Genomic DNA, 17,999 nt, shown 5'->3' on the forward strand with positions numbered 1-17,999 from the left:
GCCCCTCCGGCTTGCACCGACGATCACTGCGGACGTTTTTTTGATTGCTTGGCTGCAGCCGCCGGGCCACAAAAGGGCACAACAGGGCAGACAACCAACAGTCAACACTACGGCATTGCGGGCCGAATGTTAAATCCAGCCATGCTAGCGCACTCCGCCGCCGTATGCACGAAACCGCCCCGCCGGGGTCTCCACCCCGGCCGCCGCGGCCACCCCGTCCAGGATGGCCAGCCGTACGACGTCGGCGGCCGCGCTCTGCAGGGTAATCAGGCTCGCCTGCCGGGTGGCCTCGGTACTGCGGTCCAGTGGTACGGCCCCGGTCGCCAGCGCAAACACGGTATCGCCGTCGGCCAGAGTGTGGCTTGGATTGAGGGCCCGGGCGAGGCCGGCGTGGGCTGCCGATGCGGTGCGCTTGCACTCGGCTTTGTCCAGGACGGCGTTGGTCGCGACGACGACGAGCGTGGTGTTCAGCGCCGGCGGCGGGCCATGCCCGGCCGGCGGCGCATCCGAAACCCTCCGCGTGCTCGCTCGTTCCTCGCTTAGACGCACGCTTCCGGGTTCCGGATGTGCCGCCAGCTCCGGTTCCGTGTCACCCTCGGGTTCGACCCGTTGCGGCGATGAGCTGAACGGCAGTCCCAGCGCATTCACCACCACTATTGCGCCGACGACGACCGGGCCGTCGGGCGAGATGTTGTTCAAGGTGATCGAGGCTGTGCCTATTCCTCCCTTGTACTGTCCCCTGCCTATCAGGGCGCCGGTGCCCGCCCCGGCGTTGCCGCGTTCGACGTCGTGCCCGTCCTTGCGGGCCCCGGCGTCGACGGCGGCCGCGTACCCCATGTCGGCGTCGGGTCGGGCAGCGAAGTCGCCGCCGCGCCCCAGATCGAAGATCGCCGCGGCCGGGACGATCGGCACCACGCCTCCGGGGACGGCAAACCCGCGCGCCTGTTCCTCGCACCAGCGCTGGACACCGTGGGAGGCGGACAGCCCGTAGGCACTCCCGCCGGTCAGGACCACGGCGTCGACGGCGCTGGTCAGGGTGGTCGGGTCGAGGGCATCCGTCTCATGTGTTCCCGGGCCGCCGCCGCGCACGTCCACCGATCCGACGGTTCCGGGCGGGGGCAGCACCACCGTCACGCCGCTCAACCATCCGTCGCCGATCCTCGAGGCATGGCCCACCCGGACACCGGGCACGTCCGTAATAGCTGTCATGGCTCCATTGTGTCCCGCTGGCCGGCGAAAACAGGTGCCACCTTCTCCCGGAACGCCGGCGAACGTTATGGAATACTGCAACCAACAACAGGTAAACGGGCAAGGAAGCCTGACATAACAAAGCTCTGACAAGGCCTTGTGCGGGGTTCCACCCATTCACCGTGTGGTGAAGTATTCATGGTCCCCCGCCCAACCGCCTGCCACCGGCAGGCCCGGATCCGTTAGAGACCCTATGACTAGACAACTGACCGACAGCCCCGTGCGCTCTGCAGCAGCGGCCGTCACGCAGGGCCCGCGCCGGGGACGCTGGTCCGCCCGGACCCGCAGGGACTTCCTCGTCTTCCTCGCGCTGGCCCTCCCGAACCTGGCCCTGATCGCGGTATTTACCTACCTGCCGCTGATCAACAACATCTACTACTCCACGCTCGACTGGACGCTGGGATCCGCCTCCGCCACGGTGGTCGGGTTCGAGAACTACATCAACTTCTTCACCAGCGCCGACGCCCCCAAGGTGCTCGGAACCACTGCCATCTTCACCGTCGTCACTGTCGGCGGATCCATGGTGCTCGGACTGCTGGTGGCCCTCGCCCTGAACTCCAAGGTCCGCGGCACCACCTTCGCCCGGTCCGCGGTCTTCGCGCCCTACGTGCTCAGCGGCGTCGGCGTCGGCCTGGTGTGGCTGTTCATCTTCGACCCCGGTTATGGCGTGCTCGCTTGGCTGCTGCGCGGGATCGGGCAGCAGAGCCCGCAGTGGATCAACGACCCCCAGCTCTCCCTGGTCATGGTGATCATCGTCTACGTCTGGAAGAACCTCGGCTACTGTGCGGTGGTCTACCTCGCCGGCCTGCAGTCCCTTCCGCAGGACGTGATGGAGGCCGCCTCCCTGGACGGCGCGAACGGTTTCCGCCGGTTCATCAGCATGTCCGTCCCGCTGCTGTCCCCCACCACGTTCTTCCTGCTCATCACCACCATGCTCAGCTCGCTGCAGGCCTTCGACCTGATCCGGATCATGACCCCGCTGGGCAACGGCACGTCCACCCTGATCTACGAGGCCTACCTGCAGGCCTTCGGGGCGTTCAACCGCGCCGGCTACTCGGCATCCATTTCCGTGGTGCTCTTCGCGATCCTCCTGATCATCACCGTGCTGCAGGTGCGGTTCGTCGAACGGAAGGTGCACTACTCGTGAGCACGCTCTCCCCCGTGAATCCCGATCCCGCCGCGTCCGCATCCGGACCCGACGCTCCGCTTCCGCGGCACCGGCCGTTCTCCCGCGCCAACCTGGCCCAGACCATCGCCGGCGGCTACGTTCCCCTGGTCCTCGCCACGCTGGTGGTGGTGGTCCCCCTGCTCTGGATGGTGCTGAGCTCCTTCAAGCAGCCCGGTGAGATCGTCACGACCGACCTGAAGATCCTGCCGCAGGGACTGAACCTGGAGAACTACCACGTGGCGATGACCACGGTGCCGTTCGCACAGTTCTTCGTCAACAGCCTGATTGTGACCACGGTAGGCGCAACGGTGAAGGTGATCCTGGCGATCCTGACGGCCTACGCCCTGGTTTTCGTCCGGTTTCCCTTCAAGAACGTCATCTTCATCCTGATCCTGGTGGCGCTGATGGTGCCGCCGCAGGTGTCCATCCTGCCGAACTACATCCTGATCGCCGGAATGGGCGGGAAGAACACCCTGTGGGGCATCATCCTTCCCGGGCTCGGCACCGCCTTCGGCACGTTCCTGCTCCGCCAGCACTTCATGACCCTGCCCAGCTCCATCCTGGAGGCCGCCGAAATCGACGGCGCCGGACACTGGCGCCGCCTCTGGCAGGTGGTGGTCCCGGTCTCCGGTCCTTCCATCGCCACCGTCGCCCTCGTGACCGTGGTGAGCGAATGGAACGACTACATCTGGCCRCTCATCATCACCGACCGCCCGGAAACCATGACGCTGCCGGTGGGCCTGACCCTGCTGCAGAACTCGGAAGGCAACGGCTCGGGCTGGGGCATCCTGATGGCCGGAGCGGTCCTGGTGATTGTTCCGATCCTGCTGGTCTTCGCGGCCCTGCAGCGCTACATCGTGGCCGGCCTCACCCAGGGCAGCGTCACCGGGTAAGCCACGGCCCGCCAGAGACCCCACCGACCCCGTACCTAATACAGCACACCACGTCAGCACGTTTTGAGAGGATCCACCATGGCAACAAACCTTAATCGCAGACACTTCCTGGGCCTGGCCGGGGCGGGTGCCGGCACGGCGGCACTGGCCGCCTGCGGAGGCCCGTCCACGGGCGGCGGCACCGGAGCCTCGGAGACCAAGGACGTCGACTTCAGCGGCGTCAAACCCGCCTCCTCCTTCGACTTCTGGACCAGCCACCCCGGCAAGTCCCAGGACGTCGAGAAGGCAATCATCGACAAATTCCAGGCGAAGTTCCCGGACATCAAGGTCAACCTGATCACCGCCGGGGCCAACTACGAGGAAATCGCGCAGAAGTTCCAGACCTCCCAGGCAGCGAAGTCCGCCCTGCCCGGCCTGGTGGTGCTCTCCGACGTCTGGTGGTTCCGCTACTTCACCAACGGAAACATCATCCCGCTGGACAGTGCGATCAAGCAGCTGGACATCAAGGTGGACGACTTCCAGAAGTCCCTCGTCGCGGACTACCAGTACGCCGGGAAACAGTGGGCGCTCCCCTACGGCCGTTCCACCCCGCTGTTCTACTACAACAAGGATCACTTCAAGGCGGCGGGCCTGCCGGACCGCGCGCCGAAGACCTGGCAGGAGTTCAGCGAGTGGGCGCCCAAGCTCAAGGCCAGCTCCGGCGCCCAGTACGCCTACATCTACCCGGCCCTGGCCGGGTACGCCGGCTGGACCCTGCAGAACAACCTGTGGGGCTGGGGCGGCAGCTGGTCCAACGAGTGGACCATGAACTGTGATTCCCCCGAGTCGGTTGCGGCGTTGCAGTGGGCCCAGGACTCGATCTACAAGGACAAGTGGGCCGGCGTCTCGTCCAAGGAGGCCGCGGATGACTTTGCCGCCGGCATCACCTCGGCAACCATCGCCTCCACCGGGTCCCTGCTCGGCGTTCTCAGCTCCGCTAAGTTCAACGTGGGCGTCGGCTTCCTGCCGGGCGGTCCGAAGAAGGAGACCGGAGTCTGCCCCACCGGCGGCGCCGGCCTGGGCATCCCCAGCGGCGTCAGCAAGGAGGTCCAGCTCGCGGCGGCGACCTTCCTCAAGTTCATGACCGAGCCGGAGAACACCGCCGCCTTCTCGGCCGCCACCGGTTACATGCCCACCCGGACGTCCGCTGACATGACCGCCGTCTTGGCCAAGACACCGCAAATCAAGACGGCCATCGACCAGCTCGCCGTGACCCACGTCCAGGACAACGCCCGTGTCTTCCTGCCGGGCGCGGACCAGGAGATGGCCAAGGCCGCCGCAAAGATCCTCACCCAGCAGGGCGACGTCAAGGCAACCATGACCGAGCTGAAGGCCACCCTGGAAGGCATCTACACCAAGGACGTGAAGCCGAAGCTCAAGAGCTGATCCGGCCCGCGACACACAAAATCCCTGGCGCTACCGGACTTCCGGTAGCGCCAGGGATTTTTGGCGTCGAGGGGAAACCGCACGTCGAAGCGGCTTCAGGGGATCGGGACGGGCACGACGCCGAGCGGCGCCAGTTTCGCGGCGCCGCCGTCGGGTGCTGAAAGGACCCAGATGCCCTTTTCGTGCACCGCCACGGAGTGTTCCCACTGGCACGAGCGCTTGCCGTCGGTGGTCACCACGGTCCAGTCGTCCTCCAGGGTGGCAGTCTCGATACCGCCGCGGACCAGCATGGGCTCGATGGCCAGGCACAGACCGGGGCGGATCTTGGGCCCGCGGTGGCTGGTGCGGTAGTTCAGCACGTCCGGTGCCATGTGCATCTCGGAGCCGATCCCGTGGCCTACATAGTCCTCCAGTATGCCCAGCGGTTTGCCCGGGGCGTTGGAGACGTAGTCGTCCACGGCGTTGCCGATGTCACCGACGAATTTTCCGGTGGCCAGTGCCGCGATGCCGCGCCACATGGCTTCCTCGGTGACGTCGGAGAGCCGCTGGTCCTCGGGGTCAGCAGTGCCGACGATGACCGTCCGTGCAGAGTCGGAGTGCCACCCGTCCACGATCGCGCCACCGTCAATGGAGATGATGTCCCCGTCCTGGAGCACGCGGTCGCCCGGGATCCCGTGCACCACTTCCTCGTTGACCGAGGTGCAGATGGTGGCCGGGAACCCGTGGTAACCGAGGAAGTTGGACTTGGCGCCTGCCTCGTGCAGCACGCCGGCGAATACGGCGTCGATGTCGCGGGTGCTGACTCCGGGCACGGCTGCCGCGACAGCGGCGTCCAGCGCGCGGCTGAGAACCAGCCCGGCCTCGTGCATGGTCCGCATCTGGGCGTTGGTCTTGTATTCAATGCGGGGCTGGCCGAATGCCATCGTCAGCGTCCTTTCGGTGGTGCCGCGGCCCGGGGCGGGCGTGCGGACAAATGGCTGAGGCTCCTCCCGGCGGTGCGGGAGGAGCCTCGTGAGTCGTGGGCCTGGATCAGGCCGACTGGGCCGCCTTGATGGCCTGCATCACGCGGTCGGTGACCTCGTCGATGCCGCCAATGCCGTCGACCTGGGTGAGGATGCCGCGGTCGGCGTACTTGGCCACCACGGCTTCGGTCTGGCCGTGGTACAGGTCCAGGCGGTGCCGGATAACGGCTTCGTTGTCGTCGCTGCGGCCGGTGTCCTTGGCGCGGCCCAGGAGGCGGGTGACGAGTTCCTCGTCGTCGGCCGTGAGCTGCAGGACGACGTCGAGCTTCTGGTCACCGTCGGCGAGGATCGAATCGAGGTAGTCCACCTGCGCGGTGGTGCGCGGGTAGCCATCCAGCAGGAAGCCGGCTTCGACGTCGGATTCCGTGAGGCGGTCGCGGACCATCTTGTTGGTCACGCTGTCCGGGACGAAGTCCCCGGCGTCCATGTACTTCTTGGCTTCGATGCCGAGCGGCGTCTCACCCTTGACGTTGGCACGGAAGATATCGCCGGTGGAGATCGCAACGACGCCGAGGCGCTCCGAAATGCGTTCCGCCTGCGTTCCCTTGCCGGAACCGGGAGGTCCGATAATCAACATTCTCGTCATCGCAAAAGCCCTTCGTAGTGACGCTGCTGTAGCTGCGCATCAATCTGCTTGACGGTCTCCAAACCTACGCCCACCATGATCAGGATCGAGGTGCCACCGAACGGGAAGTTCTGGTTGGCGTTGATCAGGACCAAGGCGATCAGCGGGATCAGGGCCACAAAGCCCAGGTAGATCGCGCCGGGCAGGGTGATCCTGGAAAGCACATACTGCAGGTAATCTGCGGTCGGCTTGCCGGCACGGATACCCGGAATGAAGCCGCCGTACTTCTTCATGTTGTCAGAAACTTCCTCAGGGTTGAAAGTGATCGCAACATAGAAGTAGGTGAAGAACACAATCATGGCGAAGTACAGGGCCATGTAGATGGGGTGGTCACCGCGGGTCAGGTTGTTGTTGATCCACTCGACCCAGGGGGCTACAGGCTCCCCCGGTGCGGGCCGGTTGAACTGCGAGATCAGGCCCGGCAGGTACAGCATCGAGGACGCGAAGATGACAGGCACGACGCCGGCCATGTTCACCTTGATGGGGATGTACGTGCTGGTGCCGCCCACCGTGCGGCGGCCGATCATGCGTTTGGCGTACTGCACCGGGATCCGGCGCTGAGACTGCTCGACGAAGACCACCAGTGCCACGGTCAGCAGGCCGATGACCAGGACCATAAAGAAGGTGCCCGGGCCCTGGGCCTTCCAGATCGCGCCCAGGGACGTCGGGAAGCCGGCAGCGATGGAGGTGAAGATCAGCAGCGACATGCCGTTGCCCACACCCTTCTCGGTGACGAGCTCGCCCATCCACATGATCAGGCCGGTGCCGGCCGTCAGGGTGATGACGATCAGGATGGTGGTGATGATGCTCGCGTCCGGAATGATCGGCAGCTGGCAGTTCGGCAGGAGCTGGCCGGAACGGGCCAGGGACACCAGCGTCGTGGCATTGAGCAGGCCCAGCGCGATGGTGAGGTACCGGGTGTACTGGGTCAGCTTGGACTGGCCCGAGGCGCCCTCTTCGTAGAGCTGCTGGAACCGGGGAATGACCACGCGGAGCAGCTGGACGATGATGCTGGCGGTGATGTAGGGCATGATCCCGAGCGCGAAGATCGAGACCTGCAGCAACGCACCCCCGCTGAACAGGTTGACGAGCTGGTAGATCCCGCCCGAGGTCTGACCGTTCTGCAAGCATTGCTGGACATTCTGGTAGCTCACACCAGGCGAGGGGATGAAGGCACCCAAGCGGAAGATTGTGATGATTCCCAGCGTGAACAACAACTTGCGTCGCAGATCAGGCGTGCGAAAGGCCCGGCCAAATGCGCTAAGCAAGCGTCCTCCTGAGTAATAAGTAAAGTCGTGTGAGATAGGTCAAATAAACCCAACAACCGAGTCTAACGGGTCGATGCGCCCGCCGAACAATCGGCAGGGCGGGAAAAAAGAAAAAACCCCCGGTACCAGGGGCCGGAGCCCCTGGTACCGGGAGTTTTTCACAACGGGCTAATGCCCCGCCGCCTCATTAGAGGGCGGTGGTGCTTCCGCCTGCTGCGGCAATCTTTTCTGCGGCGCTGGCCGAGAATGCGTGGACGGTGACGTCAACCTTGACGGTGATGTCGCCGGTGCCCAGCACCTTGACGGGCTGGTTCTTGCGAACGGCACCCTTTTCGACCAGGTTCTCCACGGTGACTGCGCCACCTTCCGGGAACAGCTCGTTGAGCTTGTCCAGGTTTACAACCTGGAACTCAACCCGGAACGGGTTCTTGAAGCCGCGCAGCTTCGGCAGGCGCATGTGCAGCGGCAGCTGGCCGCCGGCAAAGCCAGCCTTGATCTGGTAGCGGGCCTTCGTACCCTTGGTACCGCGACCAGCGGTCTTACCCTTGGAGCCTTCACCACGACCAACGCGGGTCTTGGCGGTCTTGGCACCCGGGGCGGGACGCAGGTGGTGAACCTTCAGTGCGTTCTGCTTCTCAGCAGCGGCGCCCTGTGCCTTTTCGGCGGTGTTCTTCTCTGCCATTTACTTCGCCTCCTCTACCTTTACCAGGTGCGGAACCGTGTTGAGCATCCCGACGGTCACGGCGTCGGCGGTGCGGACAACGGTGTGTCCGATCCGCTTCAGGCCGAGGGACCGCAGGGTGTCGCGCTGGTTCTGCTTGCCGCCAATGGCGGACTTGATCTGAGTGATCTCCAACTGGGCGTCGGAGGGAATCAGGTTCTTAGCCATGACTCAGACACCTGCCTTCTGGTTCAGGAGAGCCTTCACCATTGCCGGCGGAGCGATCTCGTCGAGCGGGAGGCCGCGGCGTGCTGCCACTGCTGCCGGCTCTTCGAGGCGCTTCAGGGCATCAACGGTCGCGTGAACGATGTTGATGGCGTTGGAGGAACCGAGCGACTTGGAGAGGATGTCGTGGATACCCACGCACTCCAGTACTGCACGGACCGGACCACCGGCGATAACACCGGTACCGGCGGAAGCCGGACGCAGCATAACAACGCCTGCAGCCGCTTCACCCTGGACGCGGTGCGGAATGGTGTTGCCGATGCGGGGAACGCGGAAGAAGGACTTCTTGGCTTCTTCAACGCCCTTCGCGATAGCGGCGGGTACTTCCTTGGCCTTGCCGTAGCCGACGCCGACCATACCGTTGCCGTCACCGACGACGACGAGGGCGGTGAAGCTAAAGCGACGACCACCCTTGACGACCTTGGAAACACGGTTGATGGTTACGACGCGCTCTACGAACTGGCTCTTCTCGGCTTCGCGGCCGCCGTCGCGGCCACCACGGCCACCACGGTCGCCACGGCCCTGGCCGCGGTCGCCACGCTCGCCACGACGGGCGCCACCACGGCGGTCGTCAGTGGTAGCAGGCGCAGCGGTCTCAGTTGCCGGAGCAGCTACAGCTTCAGTCACCTGAATGTCCTTTTCGTTATTTTCGGTCACAGTGCCAGCCCACCTTCACGTGCGCCGTCAGCGACGGCGGCGATCCGGCCGTGGTACTTGTTACCACCGCGGTCGAAGACAACAGCTTCGATACCGGCAGCCTTGGCACGCTCGGCGACGAGCTCGCCAACGCGCTTGGCCTTGGCGGTCTTGTCACCGTCGAATGCACGAAGGTCGGCTTCCAGAGTGGACGCGCTCGCTACGGTCAGGCCCTTGGTGTCATCGACAACCTGGACGAATACGTGGCGGGCCGAACGGTTGACAACCAGACGCGGTCGTACAGCCGTACCGGAGATGCGCTTGCGGATACGAAGCTGGCGGCGGCTGCGCTGGGCAGACTTGCTCTTGTTCGTACGCTTCTTGTTAATTGCGATGGCCATGGTTACTTACCAGCCTTTCCGACCTTGCGGCGGATGACTTCGCCGGCGTAGCGGATGCCCTTGCCCTTATAGGGGTCCGGCTTCCGCAGCTTGCGAATGTTGGCAGCAACCTCGCCGACCTGCTGCTTGGAGATACCTGAGACAGAGAGCTTGGTCGGGGTCTCAACTGCAAAGGTGATGCCGTTCGGAGCCGAGACGTTGACCGGGTGGCTGTAGCCCAGAGCGAACTCCAGGTCAGAACCCTTGGCCTGGACGCGGTAACCGGTACCGACAATCTCAAGCTTCTTCTCGTAGCCTGCGGTAACACCCTGGATCATGTTGGCGATCAGGGTGCGGGTCAGGCCGTGCAGCGAACGTGAGGCGCGCTCGTCGTTCGGGCGGGCGACGGTCAGGGTGCCATCTTCCAGGGTGACCTCGATCGGGCTGGCCACAGTGTGGTTCAGCTCGCCTTTGGAACCCTTGACAGTGACGACAGAGCCGTCAACCTTGACCTCAACGCCGGCGGGAACGGTGATGGGGAGACGTCCAATACGTGACATTATTCTCTTCCTTTCCCGTTACCAGACGTACGCGAGGACTTCGCCGCCCACGCCCTTCTTGCCGGCCTGCTTGTCAGTCAGGAGGCCGGAAGAGGTGGACAGGATAGCGATACCCAGGCCACCCAGCACGTGCGGCAGGTTGGTGGACTTTGCGTAAACGCGCAGTCCCGGCTTGGAAATACGACGAACGCCAGCGATGGAACGCTCGCGGTTCGGACCGAACTTGAGCTCGAGGGTCAGCTTCTTGCCGACCTCCGCGTCTTCTTCCTTCCAGGAGGCAATAAAGCCTTCTGCCTTCAGGATGTCAGCAACGCGTGCCTTGAGCTTGCTGTAAGGCATAGACACGGAATCGTGGTATGCCGAGTTTGCATTGCGCAGACGCGTAAGCATATCTGCGACAGGATCTGTCATAGTCATGGTGGGCTCTTGCCCTTCCTCATAACGGTTTCCGCTGCGGTGCCTTATCGAACAAGTTCGAACACCAGGCAGCCGGACCTTTTACGTAGTTAGATTAATCTTCGGTCTTGAACGGGAAGCCAAGCGCCTTGAGCAGCGCGCGGCCTTCGTCGTCGGTCTTGGCAGTGGTCACGACAGTGATGTCCATACCGCGAACGCGGTCGATGGAATCCTGGTCGATCTCGTGGAACATAACCTGCTCGGTCAGACCGAAGGTGTAGTTGCCGTTGCCGTCGAACTGCTTGCCGCTGAGGCCCCGGAAGTCGCGGATACGCGGCAGTGCCAGCGTGACCAGACGGTCCAGGAATTCCCACATACGGTCGCCACGCAGAGTTGCGTGCGCACCGATCGGCATGCCTTCGCGCAGCTTGAACTGTGCGATCGACTTGCGGGCCTTGGTTACCTGCGGCTTCTGGCCGGTGATCAGGGTCAGATCGCGGACAGCGCCGTCGATCAGCTTGGAGTCCTTGGCGGCATCTCCAACACCCATGTTCACAACGACCTTCACCAGACGGGGAACCTGGTTGACGTTCTCGTACTTGAATTCCTCAACGAGCGAGCTCTTGATGGAATCCGCGTACTTGGTCTTCAGACGAGGAACGATCTTGCTTACCGGAGTCTCGAGAGTCTCAGTCATTAGATGTCCTTCCCTGAGCTCTTGGCCACGCGGACACGCACTTCACGCTTCACGCCATCGCGCTCAACGGTCTCGGTGCGGAAACCGACGCGGGTGGGCTTCTTGGTGGAGGGGTCAACCAGAGCCACGTTGGAGATGTGGATTGAAGCCTCAACGACCTCGATGCCACCGGTCTTGGTGCCGCGCTGCGACTGACCGACCTTGGTGTGCTTGGTTACGCGGTTGATGCCTTCGACCAGCACGCGGTTGGTCTCCGGGAATACGCGCAGAACCTTGCCCTGCTTGCCACGGTCGCCGCCGCGCTCAGCCTTGGCGCCAGTGATGACCTGAACGAGGTCACCCTTTTTGATCTTAGCCATGGACTAGAGCACCTCCGGAGCCAGAGAAACGATCTTCATGAACTTCTTGTCACGAAGTTCACGACCAACCGGTCCGAAGATACGGGTACCGCGGGGGTCACCGTCGTTCTTCAGGATCACAGCTGCGTTCTCGTCAAACTTGATGTAGGAACCATCCGCACGGCGGCGTTCCTTCTTGGTACGGACGATGACAGCCTTGACGACGTCGCCCTTCTTTACGTTGCCGCCCGGAATTGCGTCCTTGACGGTAGCGACGATCACGTCGCCAATGCCTGCGTAGCGACGGCCAGATCCACCGAGAACGCGAATGGTAAGGATTTCCTTAGCACCCGTGTTGTCGGCGACCTTGAGTCGCGACTCCTGCTGAATCACTATTTACTCCTTGCGTCGCGCCGGTTCTCAGACCGAAAATCTTCCTACGGAATGAGCCTTGCGGAACGGTTGATCGGGGTGTCTCTTGACCTGCCTGGATTTTGCCAGACCAGGCCTAAACGCCCGTGCCAAAAACAGTTGCTTCCCGTGCGCGCGAGGCGCGGGGAGGCACTATGCCGTGGCACGATTGTTTACGAGGTTGATGATGACGCACGGAAGGCGCCATACAAACTCAAAATCTTAGCACATTTCCGGCGTATCCCCATATCACAGCTGCCGCCGTCGCCCCGTCACGGAGCGGCGCGGCGCCGGCGGTTTCACCCTTTGCCGGGAACGCGGAAACCCCCGCTCCCAGACGGGAACGGGGGTTTCGGCGCAGTACCCCTGACGGGGCCGCTGCAGGTGTTACTTGGCCTTCTCGAGGATCTCCACCAGGCGCCACCGCTTAGTAGCGGACAGCGGGCGGGTCTCGGCGAGGAGAACGAGGTCGCCGATGCCGGCGGAGTTCTCTTCGTCGTGAGCCTTGATCTTCGTGTTGCGGCGCATAACCTTGCCGTAGAGGGCGTGCTTCACACGGTCTTCGACCTGGACAACGATGGTCTTCTCCATCTTGTCCGAGACGACGTAGCCGCGCTTAGTCTTACGGTAACCGCGCTCGTCAGCCTTGGCTGCGTCGGAAACAGTTTCCGTCACGTTCTCGTCCTTTTCACTCACTTGGCGTCCTCCTCGGTCTCAACCGTTTCAGCCTTGTCAGCCTTCTTGGTTGCAGCCTTCTTGGACTTCTTTTCTTCCTTGGCTTCCACAACCGGTGCGGCAACCTCGGCACGAATGCCCAGCTCGCGCTCACGGAGAACGGTGTAGATGCGTGCGATGTCCTTCTTTACCGCGCGCAGACGACCGTGGTTCTCCAGCTGGCCGGTGGCGGACTGGAAACGCAGGTTGAACAGCTCTTCCTTGGCCTTGCGGAGTTCTTCAACGAGACGCTCGTTGTCGAAACCGTCCAGCTGTGCGGATGCAAGTTCCTTGGATCCTACTGCCATTTCTACTCACCACCTTCGCGACGCACAATGCGTGCCTTCAACGGCAGCTTGTGGATTGCCAGGCGCAGGGCCTCGCGAGCTACCTCTTCACTAACACCGGAGAGTTCAAAGAGAACCCGGCCCGGCTTGACGTTTGAGACCCACCATTCCGGCGAACCCTTACCGGAACCCATGCGGGTTTCGGCCGGCTTCTTGGTCAGCGGACGGTCCGGGTAGATGTTGATCCAGACCTTGCCGCCACGCTTGATGTGGCGGGTCATCGCAATACGGGCAGACTCGATCTGACGGTTGGTGACGTATGCCGGGCTCAGAGCCTGGATACCCCACTCGCCGAACGAGACCTCGGTGCCGCCCGTGGCAGCGCCGGAACGACCCGGGTGGTGCTGCTTACGGTGCTTGACTCGACGTGGGATAAGCATTTAAGCCTGTCCTCCTTCTACTGCAGCAGGTGCAGCCTCAACTGCCGGTGCCTCTGCAGCAGGAGCTGCGTCGGCGGCCGGACGGTCGTTGCGACGACGGCGGTCACCGCGGTCAGCGCCACCCGGGCGGCCCGGACGATCGCCGGCACCGCGGCCGCGGGACGGAGCAGCAGCTGCCTGCTGAGCCAGTTCCTTGGCGGTGACGTCACCCTTGTAGATCCAGACCTTCACGCCGATGCGGCCGAAGGTGGTCTTGGCCTCGTAGAAGCCGTAGTCGATGTTCGCGCGGAGGGTGTGCAGGGGCACACGGCCTTCGCGGTAGAACTCCGAGCGGGACATTTCTGCGCCACCCAGTCGACCCGAGCAAGCGATACGGATGCCCTTGGCACCAGCGCGCTGTGCGGACTGCATTGCCTTCTTCATCGCACGGCGGAATGCCACGCGGGAAGTCAGCTGCTCGGCCACGCCCTGGGCAACAAGCTGGGCTTCCATCTCGGGGTTCTTGACCTCGAGGATGTTCAGCTGAACCTGCTTGCCGGTGAGCTTTTCGAGCTCGCCGCGGATGCGGTCTGCTTCAGCGCCGCGGCGGCCGATGACGATGCCCGGACGTGCCGTGTGGATATCCACGCGGACACGGTCGCGGGTGCGCTCGATCTCGACCTTGGCGATGCCGGCGCGCTCCATGCCCGTGGACATAAGCTGGCGGATACGGATGTCTTCGCGAACGAAGTCCTTGTACCGCTGGCCGGACTTGGTGCTGTCGGCGAACCAGTGCGATACGTGATCGGTGGTGATACCGAGTCGGAACCCGTGCGGGTTAACTTTCTGTCCCACTTAGCGAGCCTCCTCTTTCTCCGGGGTAGCGACTACCACGGTGATGTGGCTCGTGCGCTTCTTGATCTGAAATGCACGACCCTGGGCACGCGGCTGGAACCGCTTCATGGTCGGGCCTTCATCAACAAACGCTTCGCTGATGATGAGGTCACCTTCGTCAAACGCCACGCCGTCGCGGTCCGCGAGGACCCGGGCGTTGGAGATTGCCGACTGAACTACCTTGAATACCGGCTCCGAAGCTGCCTGCGGGGCAAACTTCAGAATTGCCAGAGCCTCGTTCGCTTGCTTACCACGAACAAGGTTGACGACGCGCCGGGCCTTCATAGGCGTTACGCGGATGTGACGCGCAATTGCCTTGGCTTCCATTGCTTTCCTTCTCTCGTCTTTGACGTAAGTGCAGGCGCCTAGCGGCGCTTGCCCTTACGGTCGTCCTTGACATGGCCGCGGAAAGTCCGCGTGGGAGCGAATTCGCCGAGCTTGTGCCCGACCATCGACTCAGTGACAAACACCGGGATGTGCTTGCGTCCGTCGTGCACGGCGATCGTGTGGCCGAGCATGTCGGGGACGATCATCGAACGGCGGGACCAGGTCTTGATGACGTTCTTGGTGCCCTTTTCGTTTTCCCTGGCTACCTTCACAAAGAGGTGCTGGTCAACGAAAGGACCTTTTTTCAGGCTGCGTGGCATGTGTCCAGGCTCCTATCGCTTGTTCTTGCCAGTACGACGGCGACGAACAATAAGCTTGTCGCTCTCTTTGTTGGGACGGCGGGTGCGGCCTTCGCGCTTACCGTTCGGGTTGACGGGGTGACGTCCACCGGACGTCTTACCCTCGCCACCACCGTGCGGGTGGTCGACCGGGTTCATGGCGACACCACGGACGGTCGGGCGAACGCCCTTCCAGCGCATACGGCCGGCCTTACCCCAGTTGATGTTCGACTGCTCGGCGTTGCCGACCTCGCCGACGGTTGCGCGGCAGCGCACGTCAACGTTGCGGATTTCGCCGGAAGGCAGACGCAGCTGGGCGAAGCGGCCTTCCTTGGCAACGAGCTGGATCGATGCGCCGGCGGAGCGGCCCATCTTGGCGCCGCCACCCGGACGCAGTTCAACTGCGTGGATTACGGTACCGACCGGGATGTTGCGCAGCGGCAGGTTGTTGCCGGGCTTGATGTCAGCGTCGGCACCTGCTTCCACGGTGTCACCCTGGGCCAGCTTGTTCGGGGCGATGATGTAACGCTTGGTGCCATCAACGTAGTGCAGGAGGGCGATGCGAGCCGTGCGGTTCGGATCGTACTCGATTTCGGCAACGCGGGCGTTGACGCCGTCCTTGTCGTGGCGACGGAAGTCGATCAGACGGTACTGGCGCTTGTGTCCACCACCCTTGTGACGGGTCGTGATCTTACCGGTGTTGTTACGGCCACCCTTTTTCGGGAGGGGACGAACCAACGACTTTTCCGGCGTCGACCGCGTGATTTCGGTGAAGTCCGCTACGCTCGAGCCACGACGGCCCGGGGTAGTCGGCTTGTATTTACGGATTCCCATAATTTATTTCCTCGTTAAAGTGGTCTCCGCTACGAGAGCGGACCGCCGAAGATGTCGATAGTGCCTTCTTTGAGGCTCACAATCGCACGCTTGGTGTTCTTGCGGGTACCCCATCCGAATTTGGTGCGCTTGCGCTTACCGGCACGGTTGATGGTGTTGATCGATTCGACCTTGACGGAGAAAATCTTCTCCACGGCCAGCTTGATCTCGGTCTTGTTCGAACGGGGGTCCACCAGGAAGGTGTACTTGCCCTCGTCGATCAGGCCGTAGCTCTTTTCCGAAACGACGGGTGCAAGCACGACGTCGCGCGGGTCTTTGATGGTGGCTGCGCTCACTTGGCATCCTCCTCGTTCTTTGCAGCCTTGTCAGCAACGAATGCTTCGTAGGCAGCCTTGGTGAAGACTACGTCGTCAGAAACGAGCACGTCGTAGGTGTTCAGCTGGTCTGCGTACAGAACGTGAACATCCTGGAGGTTGCGCACGGAGAGTGCAGCAACATCGTTGGCGCGGTCGATGACAACGAGCAGGTTCTTGCGCTCGGAGACGCCACGCAGCGTTGCCAGTGCGTCACGGGAAGACGGCTTGGTGCCGGCTACCAGTTCAGCAACGACGTGGATGCGGCCGTTACGGGCGCGGTCAGAGAGTGCGCCGCGCAGTGCAGCAGCAATCATCTTCTTGGGGGTGCGCTGGCTGTAGTCACGCGGCGTCGGGCCGTGGACGATGCCACCACCGGTCATGTGAGGAGCACGGATGGAACCCTGACGGGCGCGGCCGGTGCCCTTCTGCTTGAACGGCTTGCGACCTGCACCGGAAACCTCGGCGCGGGTCTTGGTCTTGTGGGTACCCTGGCGAGCAGCAGCGAGCTGTGCAACGACGACCTGGTGCAGCAGCGGCACGTTGGTCTGTACGTCGAAGATCTCTGCGGGCAGGTCAACCTTGACAGTGCTAGTCATTACTAGGCTCCCTTCACGGCGGTGCGTACGAGTACGACCTGGCCGCGGGCGCCGGGAACGGCACCCTTGATGAGGAGCAGCGACTTCTCGACGTCAACCGCGTGGACCGTGAGGTTCAGCGTGGTGTGACGAACGGCGCCCATGCGGCCGGCCATTTTCATGCCCTTGAAGACGCGGCTCGGGGTGGATGCGCCACCGATTGAACCGGGCTTACGGTGGTTCTTGTGGGCACCGTGGGAAGCTCCAACACCGTGGAAGCCGTGACGCTTCATAACACCGGCGAAGCCCTTACCCTTGGTGGTGCCAACGACGTCGATCTTCTGGCCGGCTTCGAAGAGCTCAACGGAGAGCTCCTGGCCCAGCTCGTAAGAAGCAGCATCTGCAGTGCGCAGTTCTACGACGTGGCGGCGAGGCGTGACGCCTGCCTTTTCAAAGTGACCAGCCAGCGGCTTGGTGACCTTGCGGGGGTCGATCTGGCCGTAGCCGATCTGAACGGCGACGTAGCCATCAGTGTCTGCATTGCGCAGTTGCGTGATGACGTTCGAGTCTGCCTGGACCACAGTGACGGGGATGAGCTTGTTGTTCTCGTCCCAGACCTGGGTCATGCCGAGCTTCGTGCCCAGCAGGCCCTTTACGTTACGGGTTGCGGTCATAGTCTCTCAGCACCTCCCTACAGCTTGATTTCGATGTTCACGTCGGCCGGCAGGTCGAGACGCATGAGCGAATCGACAGCCTTGGGCGTGGGATCGATGATGTCGATAAGACGCTTGTGCGTGCGCATTTCAAAGTGCTCGCGGCTGTCTTTGTACTTGTGCGGAGAGCGAATTACGCAGTAAACGTTCTTCTCCGTCGGCAGCGGCACGGGGCCAACTACAGTTGCGCCTGCGCGCGTGACCGTCTCAACGATCTTCCGTGCTGAAACGTCAATGACCTCGTGGTCGTATGACTTCAGCCGGATGCGGATTTTTTGTCCCGCCATGTCGCCTGACTCTCTTTCAGTCTGTGCTTCCCCTGATTAGGGCTGCCCTGTTCACTTACTAGTTGTGCGGCTGCCGAAGCATTTGAAGTCGTAACTACCACCCGCCGCACAAGCTGAATCCGGATAAATCCGGGTTCCTCAACCTGCCGGCGCAACCGACCCCCGCGGTCGGGCGTGTCGCGCATTTCACGCGAACTCGTCCGCAATACCTTGGAGAGTGGGTTATGTTTGGGCTCCTACCT

Annotated in this window: 27 protein-coding genes; 3 read left to right on the forward strand and 24 right to left on the reverse strand. The window is 62.9% G+C overall.

The genetic code is table 11. The features are described 5' to 3' along the window. Positions 1-144: 144 nt before the first annotated feature. On the reverse strand, positions 145-1,209 hold the full coding sequence (locus tag AC1DHY_RS02405; protein WP_476877941.1) for a P1 family peptidase: 1,065 nt from the start codon (positions 1,207-1,209) through the stop codon (positions 145-147). A gap of 232 nt (positions 1,210-1,441) precedes the next feature. On the opposite strand from AC1DHY_RS02405, the gene AC1DHY_RS02410 reads away from it, so the two are divergent. From AC1DHY_RS02410 to AC1DHY_RS02420, 3 genes are all read left to right on the forward strand, one after another. Further along, positions 1,442-2,395 carry a carbohydrate ABC transporter permease gene (locus AC1DHY_RS02410; protein ID WP_476877942.1) on the forward strand — a complete coding sequence of 318 codons (954 nt, stop codon included), beginning with the start codon at positions 1,442-1,444 and terminating at the stop codon, positions 2,393-2,395. Then, complete coding sequence (locus tag AC1DHY_RS02415) at positions 2,392-3,309, forward strand: carbohydrate ABC transporter permease (protein WP_476877943.1); 918 nt, start codon at positions 2,392-2,394, stop codon at positions 3,307-3,309. Before AC1DHY_RS02410 ends, AC1DHY_RS02415 begins: the two co-directional genes overlap by 4 nt. A 78-nt stretch (positions 3,310-3,387) precedes the next feature. Next, entirely contained in the window at positions 3,388-4,734 is a 1,347-nt protein-coding gene (locus tag AC1DHY_RS02420; RefSeq protein WP_476903108.1) for an ABC transporter substrate-binding protein, read from the forward strand. Between the two features lie 95 nt (positions 4,735-4,829). Here the strand turns inward: AC1DHY_RS02420 and map are convergent, their stop codons facing one another. The 23 genes from map to rpsJ all read right to left on the reverse strand — a co-directional run bounded on the left by map (position 4,830) and on the right by rpsJ (position 17,757). Beyond that, positions 4,830-5,657, reverse strand: a complete 828-nt coding sequence (gene map / locus AC1DHY_RS02425) for a type I methionyl aminopeptidase (RefSeq protein WP_476877945.1) — start codon at positions 5,655-5,657, stop codon at positions 4,830-4,832. 106 nt (positions 5,658-5,763) lie between these two features. Beyond that, positions 5,764-6,333 (reverse strand): adenylate kinase, encoded by a 570-nt coding sequence (locus AC1DHY_RS02430; RefSeq protein WP_476903109.1) that lies wholly within the window; start codon positions 6,331-6,333, stop codon positions 5,764-5,766. A gap of 5 nt (positions 6,334-6,338) precedes the next feature. Then, complete coding sequence (secY, locus tag AC1DHY_RS02435) at positions 6,339-7,649, reverse strand: preprotein translocase subunit SecY (RefSeq protein WP_476880329.1); 1,311 nt, start codon at positions 7,647-7,649, stop codon at positions 6,339-6,341. A 187-nt stretch (positions 7,650-7,836) separates the two neighbouring features. Continuing rightward, positions 7,837-8,331 carry a 50S ribosomal protein L15 gene (gene rplO, locus AC1DHY_RS02440; RefSeq protein WP_058931722.1) on the reverse strand — a complete coding sequence of 165 codons (495 nt, stop codon included), beginning with the start codon at positions 8,329-8,331 and terminating at the stop codon, positions 7,837-7,839. Then, positions 8,332-8,538, reverse strand: coding sequence for a 50S ribosomal protein L30 (rpmD, locus tag AC1DHY_RS02445; RefSeq protein WP_056626615.1), 207 nt, complete (start codon positions 8,536-8,538; stop codon positions 8,332-8,334). Positions 8,539-8,541: 3 nt separating this feature from the next. After that, entirely contained in the window at positions 8,542-9,222 is a 681-nt protein-coding gene (gene rpsE / locus AC1DHY_RS02450; RefSeq protein WP_377985280.1) for a 30S ribosomal protein S5, read from the reverse strand. Between the two features lie 26 nt (positions 9,223-9,248). After that, a complete protein-coding gene (gene rplR, locus AC1DHY_RS02455; protein ID WP_018773674.1) occupies positions 9,249-9,632 on the reverse strand; it encodes a 50S ribosomal protein L18 in 384 nt (127 codons plus the stop codon). Between the two features lie 2 nt (positions 9,633-9,634). Continuing rightward, a complete protein-coding gene (rplF, locus tag AC1DHY_RS02460) occupies positions 9,635-10,171 on the reverse strand; it encodes a 50S ribosomal protein L6 (protein WP_476880332.1) in 537 nt (178 codons plus the stop codon). 18 nt (positions 10,172-10,189) lie between these two features. Further along, positions 10,190-10,588 carry a 30S ribosomal protein S8 gene (gene rpsH / locus AC1DHY_RS02465; RefSeq protein ID WP_056737814.1) on the reverse strand — a complete coding sequence of 133 codons (399 nt, stop codon included), beginning with the start codon at positions 10,586-10,588 and terminating at the stop codon, positions 10,190-10,192. A gap of 94 nt (positions 10,589-10,682) precedes the next feature. Further along, the gene (gene rplE, locus AC1DHY_RS02470; RefSeq protein ID WP_476880333.1) at positions 10,683-11,264 is read right to left on the reverse strand and encodes a 50S ribosomal protein L5; all 582 of its coding nucleotides are present in this window, start codon (positions 11,262-11,264) and stop codon (positions 10,683-10,685) included. After that, complete coding sequence (rplX, locus tag AC1DHY_RS02475) at positions 11,264-11,623, reverse strand: 50S ribosomal protein L24 (protein WP_066436866.1); 360 nt, start codon at positions 11,621-11,623, stop codon at positions 11,264-11,266. Before rplX ends, rplE begins: the two co-directional genes overlap by 1 nt. Before the next feature lie 3 nt (positions 11,624-11,626). Next, positions 11,627-11,995: a 50S ribosomal protein L14 gene (rplN, locus tag AC1DHY_RS02480; RefSeq protein WP_003803789.1), complete on the reverse strand. Its 369-nt coding sequence runs from the start codon at positions 11,993-11,995 to the stop codon at positions 11,627-11,629. Positions 11,996-12,400: 405 nt separating this feature from the next. Further along, the gene (rpsQ, locus tag AC1DHY_RS02485; protein ID WP_056737811.1) at positions 12,401-12,709 is read right to left on the reverse strand and encodes a 30S ribosomal protein S17; all 309 of its coding nucleotides are present in this window, start codon (positions 12,707-12,709) and stop codon (positions 12,401-12,403) included. Beyond that, positions 12,706-13,035 carry a 50S ribosomal protein L29 gene (gene rpmC, locus AC1DHY_RS02490; RefSeq protein ID WP_011692802.1) on the reverse strand — a complete coding sequence of 110 codons (330 nt, stop codon included), beginning with the start codon at positions 13,033-13,035 and terminating at the stop codon, positions 12,706-12,708. The genes rpsQ and rpmC overlap by 4 nt, the downstream gene beginning before the upstream one ends. Positions 13,036-13,037: 2 nt before the next feature. Beyond that, a complete protein-coding gene (gene rplP / locus AC1DHY_RS02495; RefSeq protein WP_138768571.1) occupies positions 13,038-13,454 on the reverse strand; it encodes a 50S ribosomal protein L16 in 417 nt (138 codons plus the stop codon). After that, positions 13,455-14,288, reverse strand: a complete 834-nt coding sequence (gene rpsC, locus AC1DHY_RS02500; RefSeq protein ID WP_476879706.1) for a 30S ribosomal protein S3 — start codon at positions 14,286-14,288, stop codon at positions 13,455-13,457. Beyond that, the gene (rplV, locus tag AC1DHY_RS02505) at positions 14,289-14,654 is read right to left on the reverse strand and encodes a 50S ribosomal protein L22 (protein ID WP_003803798.1); all 366 of its coding nucleotides are present in this window, start codon (positions 14,652-14,654) and stop codon (positions 14,289-14,291) included. 38 nt (positions 14,655-14,692) lie between these two features. Then, positions 14,693-14,974, reverse strand: coding sequence for a 30S ribosomal protein S19 (rpsS, locus tag AC1DHY_RS02510; protein WP_018773666.1), 282 nt, complete (start codon positions 14,972-14,974; stop codon positions 14,693-14,695). A gap of 12 nt (positions 14,975-14,986) precedes the next feature. Then, on the reverse strand, positions 14,987-15,826 hold the full coding sequence (rplB, locus tag AC1DHY_RS02515) for a 50S ribosomal protein L2 (protein ID WP_024366131.1): 840 nt from the start codon (positions 15,824-15,826) through the stop codon (positions 14,987-14,989). 29 nt (positions 15,827-15,855) lie between these two features. Further along, a complete protein-coding gene (rplW, locus tag AC1DHY_RS02520; RefSeq protein ID WP_018773664.1) occupies positions 15,856-16,161 on the reverse strand; it encodes a 50S ribosomal protein L23 in 306 nt (101 codons plus the stop codon). Beyond that, a complete protein-coding gene (rplD, locus tag AC1DHY_RS02525) occupies positions 16,158-16,778 on the reverse strand; it encodes a 50S ribosomal protein L4 (protein WP_476879705.1) in 621 nt (206 codons plus the stop codon). Before rplD ends, rplW begins: the two co-directional genes overlap by 4 nt. Positions 16,779-16,780: 2 nt before the next feature. Then, positions 16,781-17,431 (reverse strand): 50S ribosomal protein L3, encoded by a 651-nt coding sequence (gene rplC, locus AC1DHY_RS02530; RefSeq protein ID WP_301226767.1) that lies wholly within the window; start codon positions 17,429-17,431, stop codon positions 16,781-16,783. 17 nt (positions 17,432-17,448) lie between these two features. After that, positions 17,449-17,757, reverse strand: coding sequence for a 30S ribosomal protein S10 (rpsJ, locus tag AC1DHY_RS02535; RefSeq protein ID WP_003803825.1), 309 nt, complete (start codon positions 17,755-17,757; stop codon positions 17,449-17,451). Positions 17,758-17,999: the final 242 nt, after the last annotated feature.

Source organism: Arthrobacter sp. 05L44 (assembly GCF_056397605.1).

Excerpts from the sequence above, each read along its gene's own strand:
- AC1DHY_RS02405 (WP_476877941.1), bottom strand. The coding sequence starts at position 1,209 with ATGACAGCTATTACGGACGTGCCCGGTGTCCGGGTGGGCCATGCCTCG.
- AC1DHY_RS02410 (WP_476877942.1), top strand. The coding sequence starts at position 1,442 with ATGACTAGACAACTGACCGACAGCCCCGTGCGCTCTGCAGCAGCGGCC.
- AC1DHY_RS02420 (WP_476903108.1), top strand. The coding sequence starts at position 3,388 with ATGGCAACAAACCTTAATCGCAGACACTTCCTGGGCCTGGCCGGGGCG.
- map (WP_476877945.1), bottom strand. The coding sequence starts at position 5,657 with ATGGCATTCGGCCAGCCCCGCATTGAATACAAGACCAACGCCCAGATG.
- AC1DHY_RS02430 (WP_476903109.1), bottom strand. The coding sequence starts at position 6,333 with ATGTTGATTATCGGACCTCCCGGTTCCGGCAAGGGAACGCAGGCGGAA.
- rplO (WP_058931722.1), bottom strand. The coding sequence starts at position 8,331 with ATGGCAGAGAAGAACACCGCCGAAAAGGCACAGGGCGCCGCTGCTGAG.
- rpmD (WP_056626615.1), bottom strand. The coding sequence starts at position 8,538 with ATGGCTAAGAACCTGATTCCCTCCGACGCCCAGTTGGAGATCACTCAG.
- rplR (WP_018773674.1), bottom strand. The coding sequence starts at position 9,632 with ATGGCCATCGCAATTAACAAGAAGCGTACGAACAAGAGCAAGTCTGCC.
- rplF (WP_476880332.1), bottom strand. The coding sequence starts at position 10,171 with ATGTCACGTATTGGACGTCTCCCCATCACCGTTCCCGCCGGCGTTGAG.
- rpsH (WP_056737814.1), bottom strand. The coding sequence starts at position 10,588 with ATGACTATGACAGATCCTGTCGCAGATATGCTTACGCGTCTGCGCAAT.
- rplE (WP_476880333.1), bottom strand. The coding sequence starts at position 11,264 with ATGACTGAGACTCTCGAGACTCCGGTAAGCAAGATCGTTCCTCGTCTG.
- rplX (WP_066436866.1), bottom strand. The coding sequence starts at position 11,623 with ATGGCTAAGATCAAAAAGGGTGACCTCGTTCAGGTCATCACTGGCGCC.
- rpmC (WP_011692802.1), bottom strand. The coding sequence starts at position 13,035 with ATGGCAGTAGGATCCAAGGAACTTGCATCCGCACAGCTGGACGGTTTC.
- rplP (WP_138768571.1), bottom strand. The coding sequence starts at position 13,454 with ATGCTTATCCCACGTCGAGTCAAGCACCGTAAGCAGCACCACCCGGGT.
- rplV (WP_003803798.1), bottom strand. The coding sequence starts at position 14,654 with ATGGAAGCCAAGGCAATTGCGCGTCACATCCGCGTAACGCCTATGAAG.
- rpsS (WP_018773666.1), bottom strand. The coding sequence starts at position 14,974 with ATGCCACGCAGCCTGAAAAAAGGTCCTTTCGTTGACCAGCACCTCTTT.
- rplB (WP_024366131.1), bottom strand. The coding sequence starts at position 15,826 with ATGGGAATCCGTAAATACAAGCCGACTACCCCGGGCCGTCGTGGCTCG.
- rplD (WP_476879705.1), bottom strand. The coding sequence starts at position 16,778 with ATGACTAGCACTGTCAAGGTTGACCTGCCCGCAGAGATCTTCGACGTA.
- rplC (WP_301226767.1), bottom strand. The coding sequence starts at position 17,431 with ATGACCGCAACCCGTAACGTAAAGGGCCTGCTGGGCACGAAGCTCGGC.
- rpsJ (WP_003803825.1), bottom strand. The coding sequence starts at position 17,757 with ATGGCGGGACAAAAAATCCGCATCCGGCTGAAGTCATACGACCACGAG.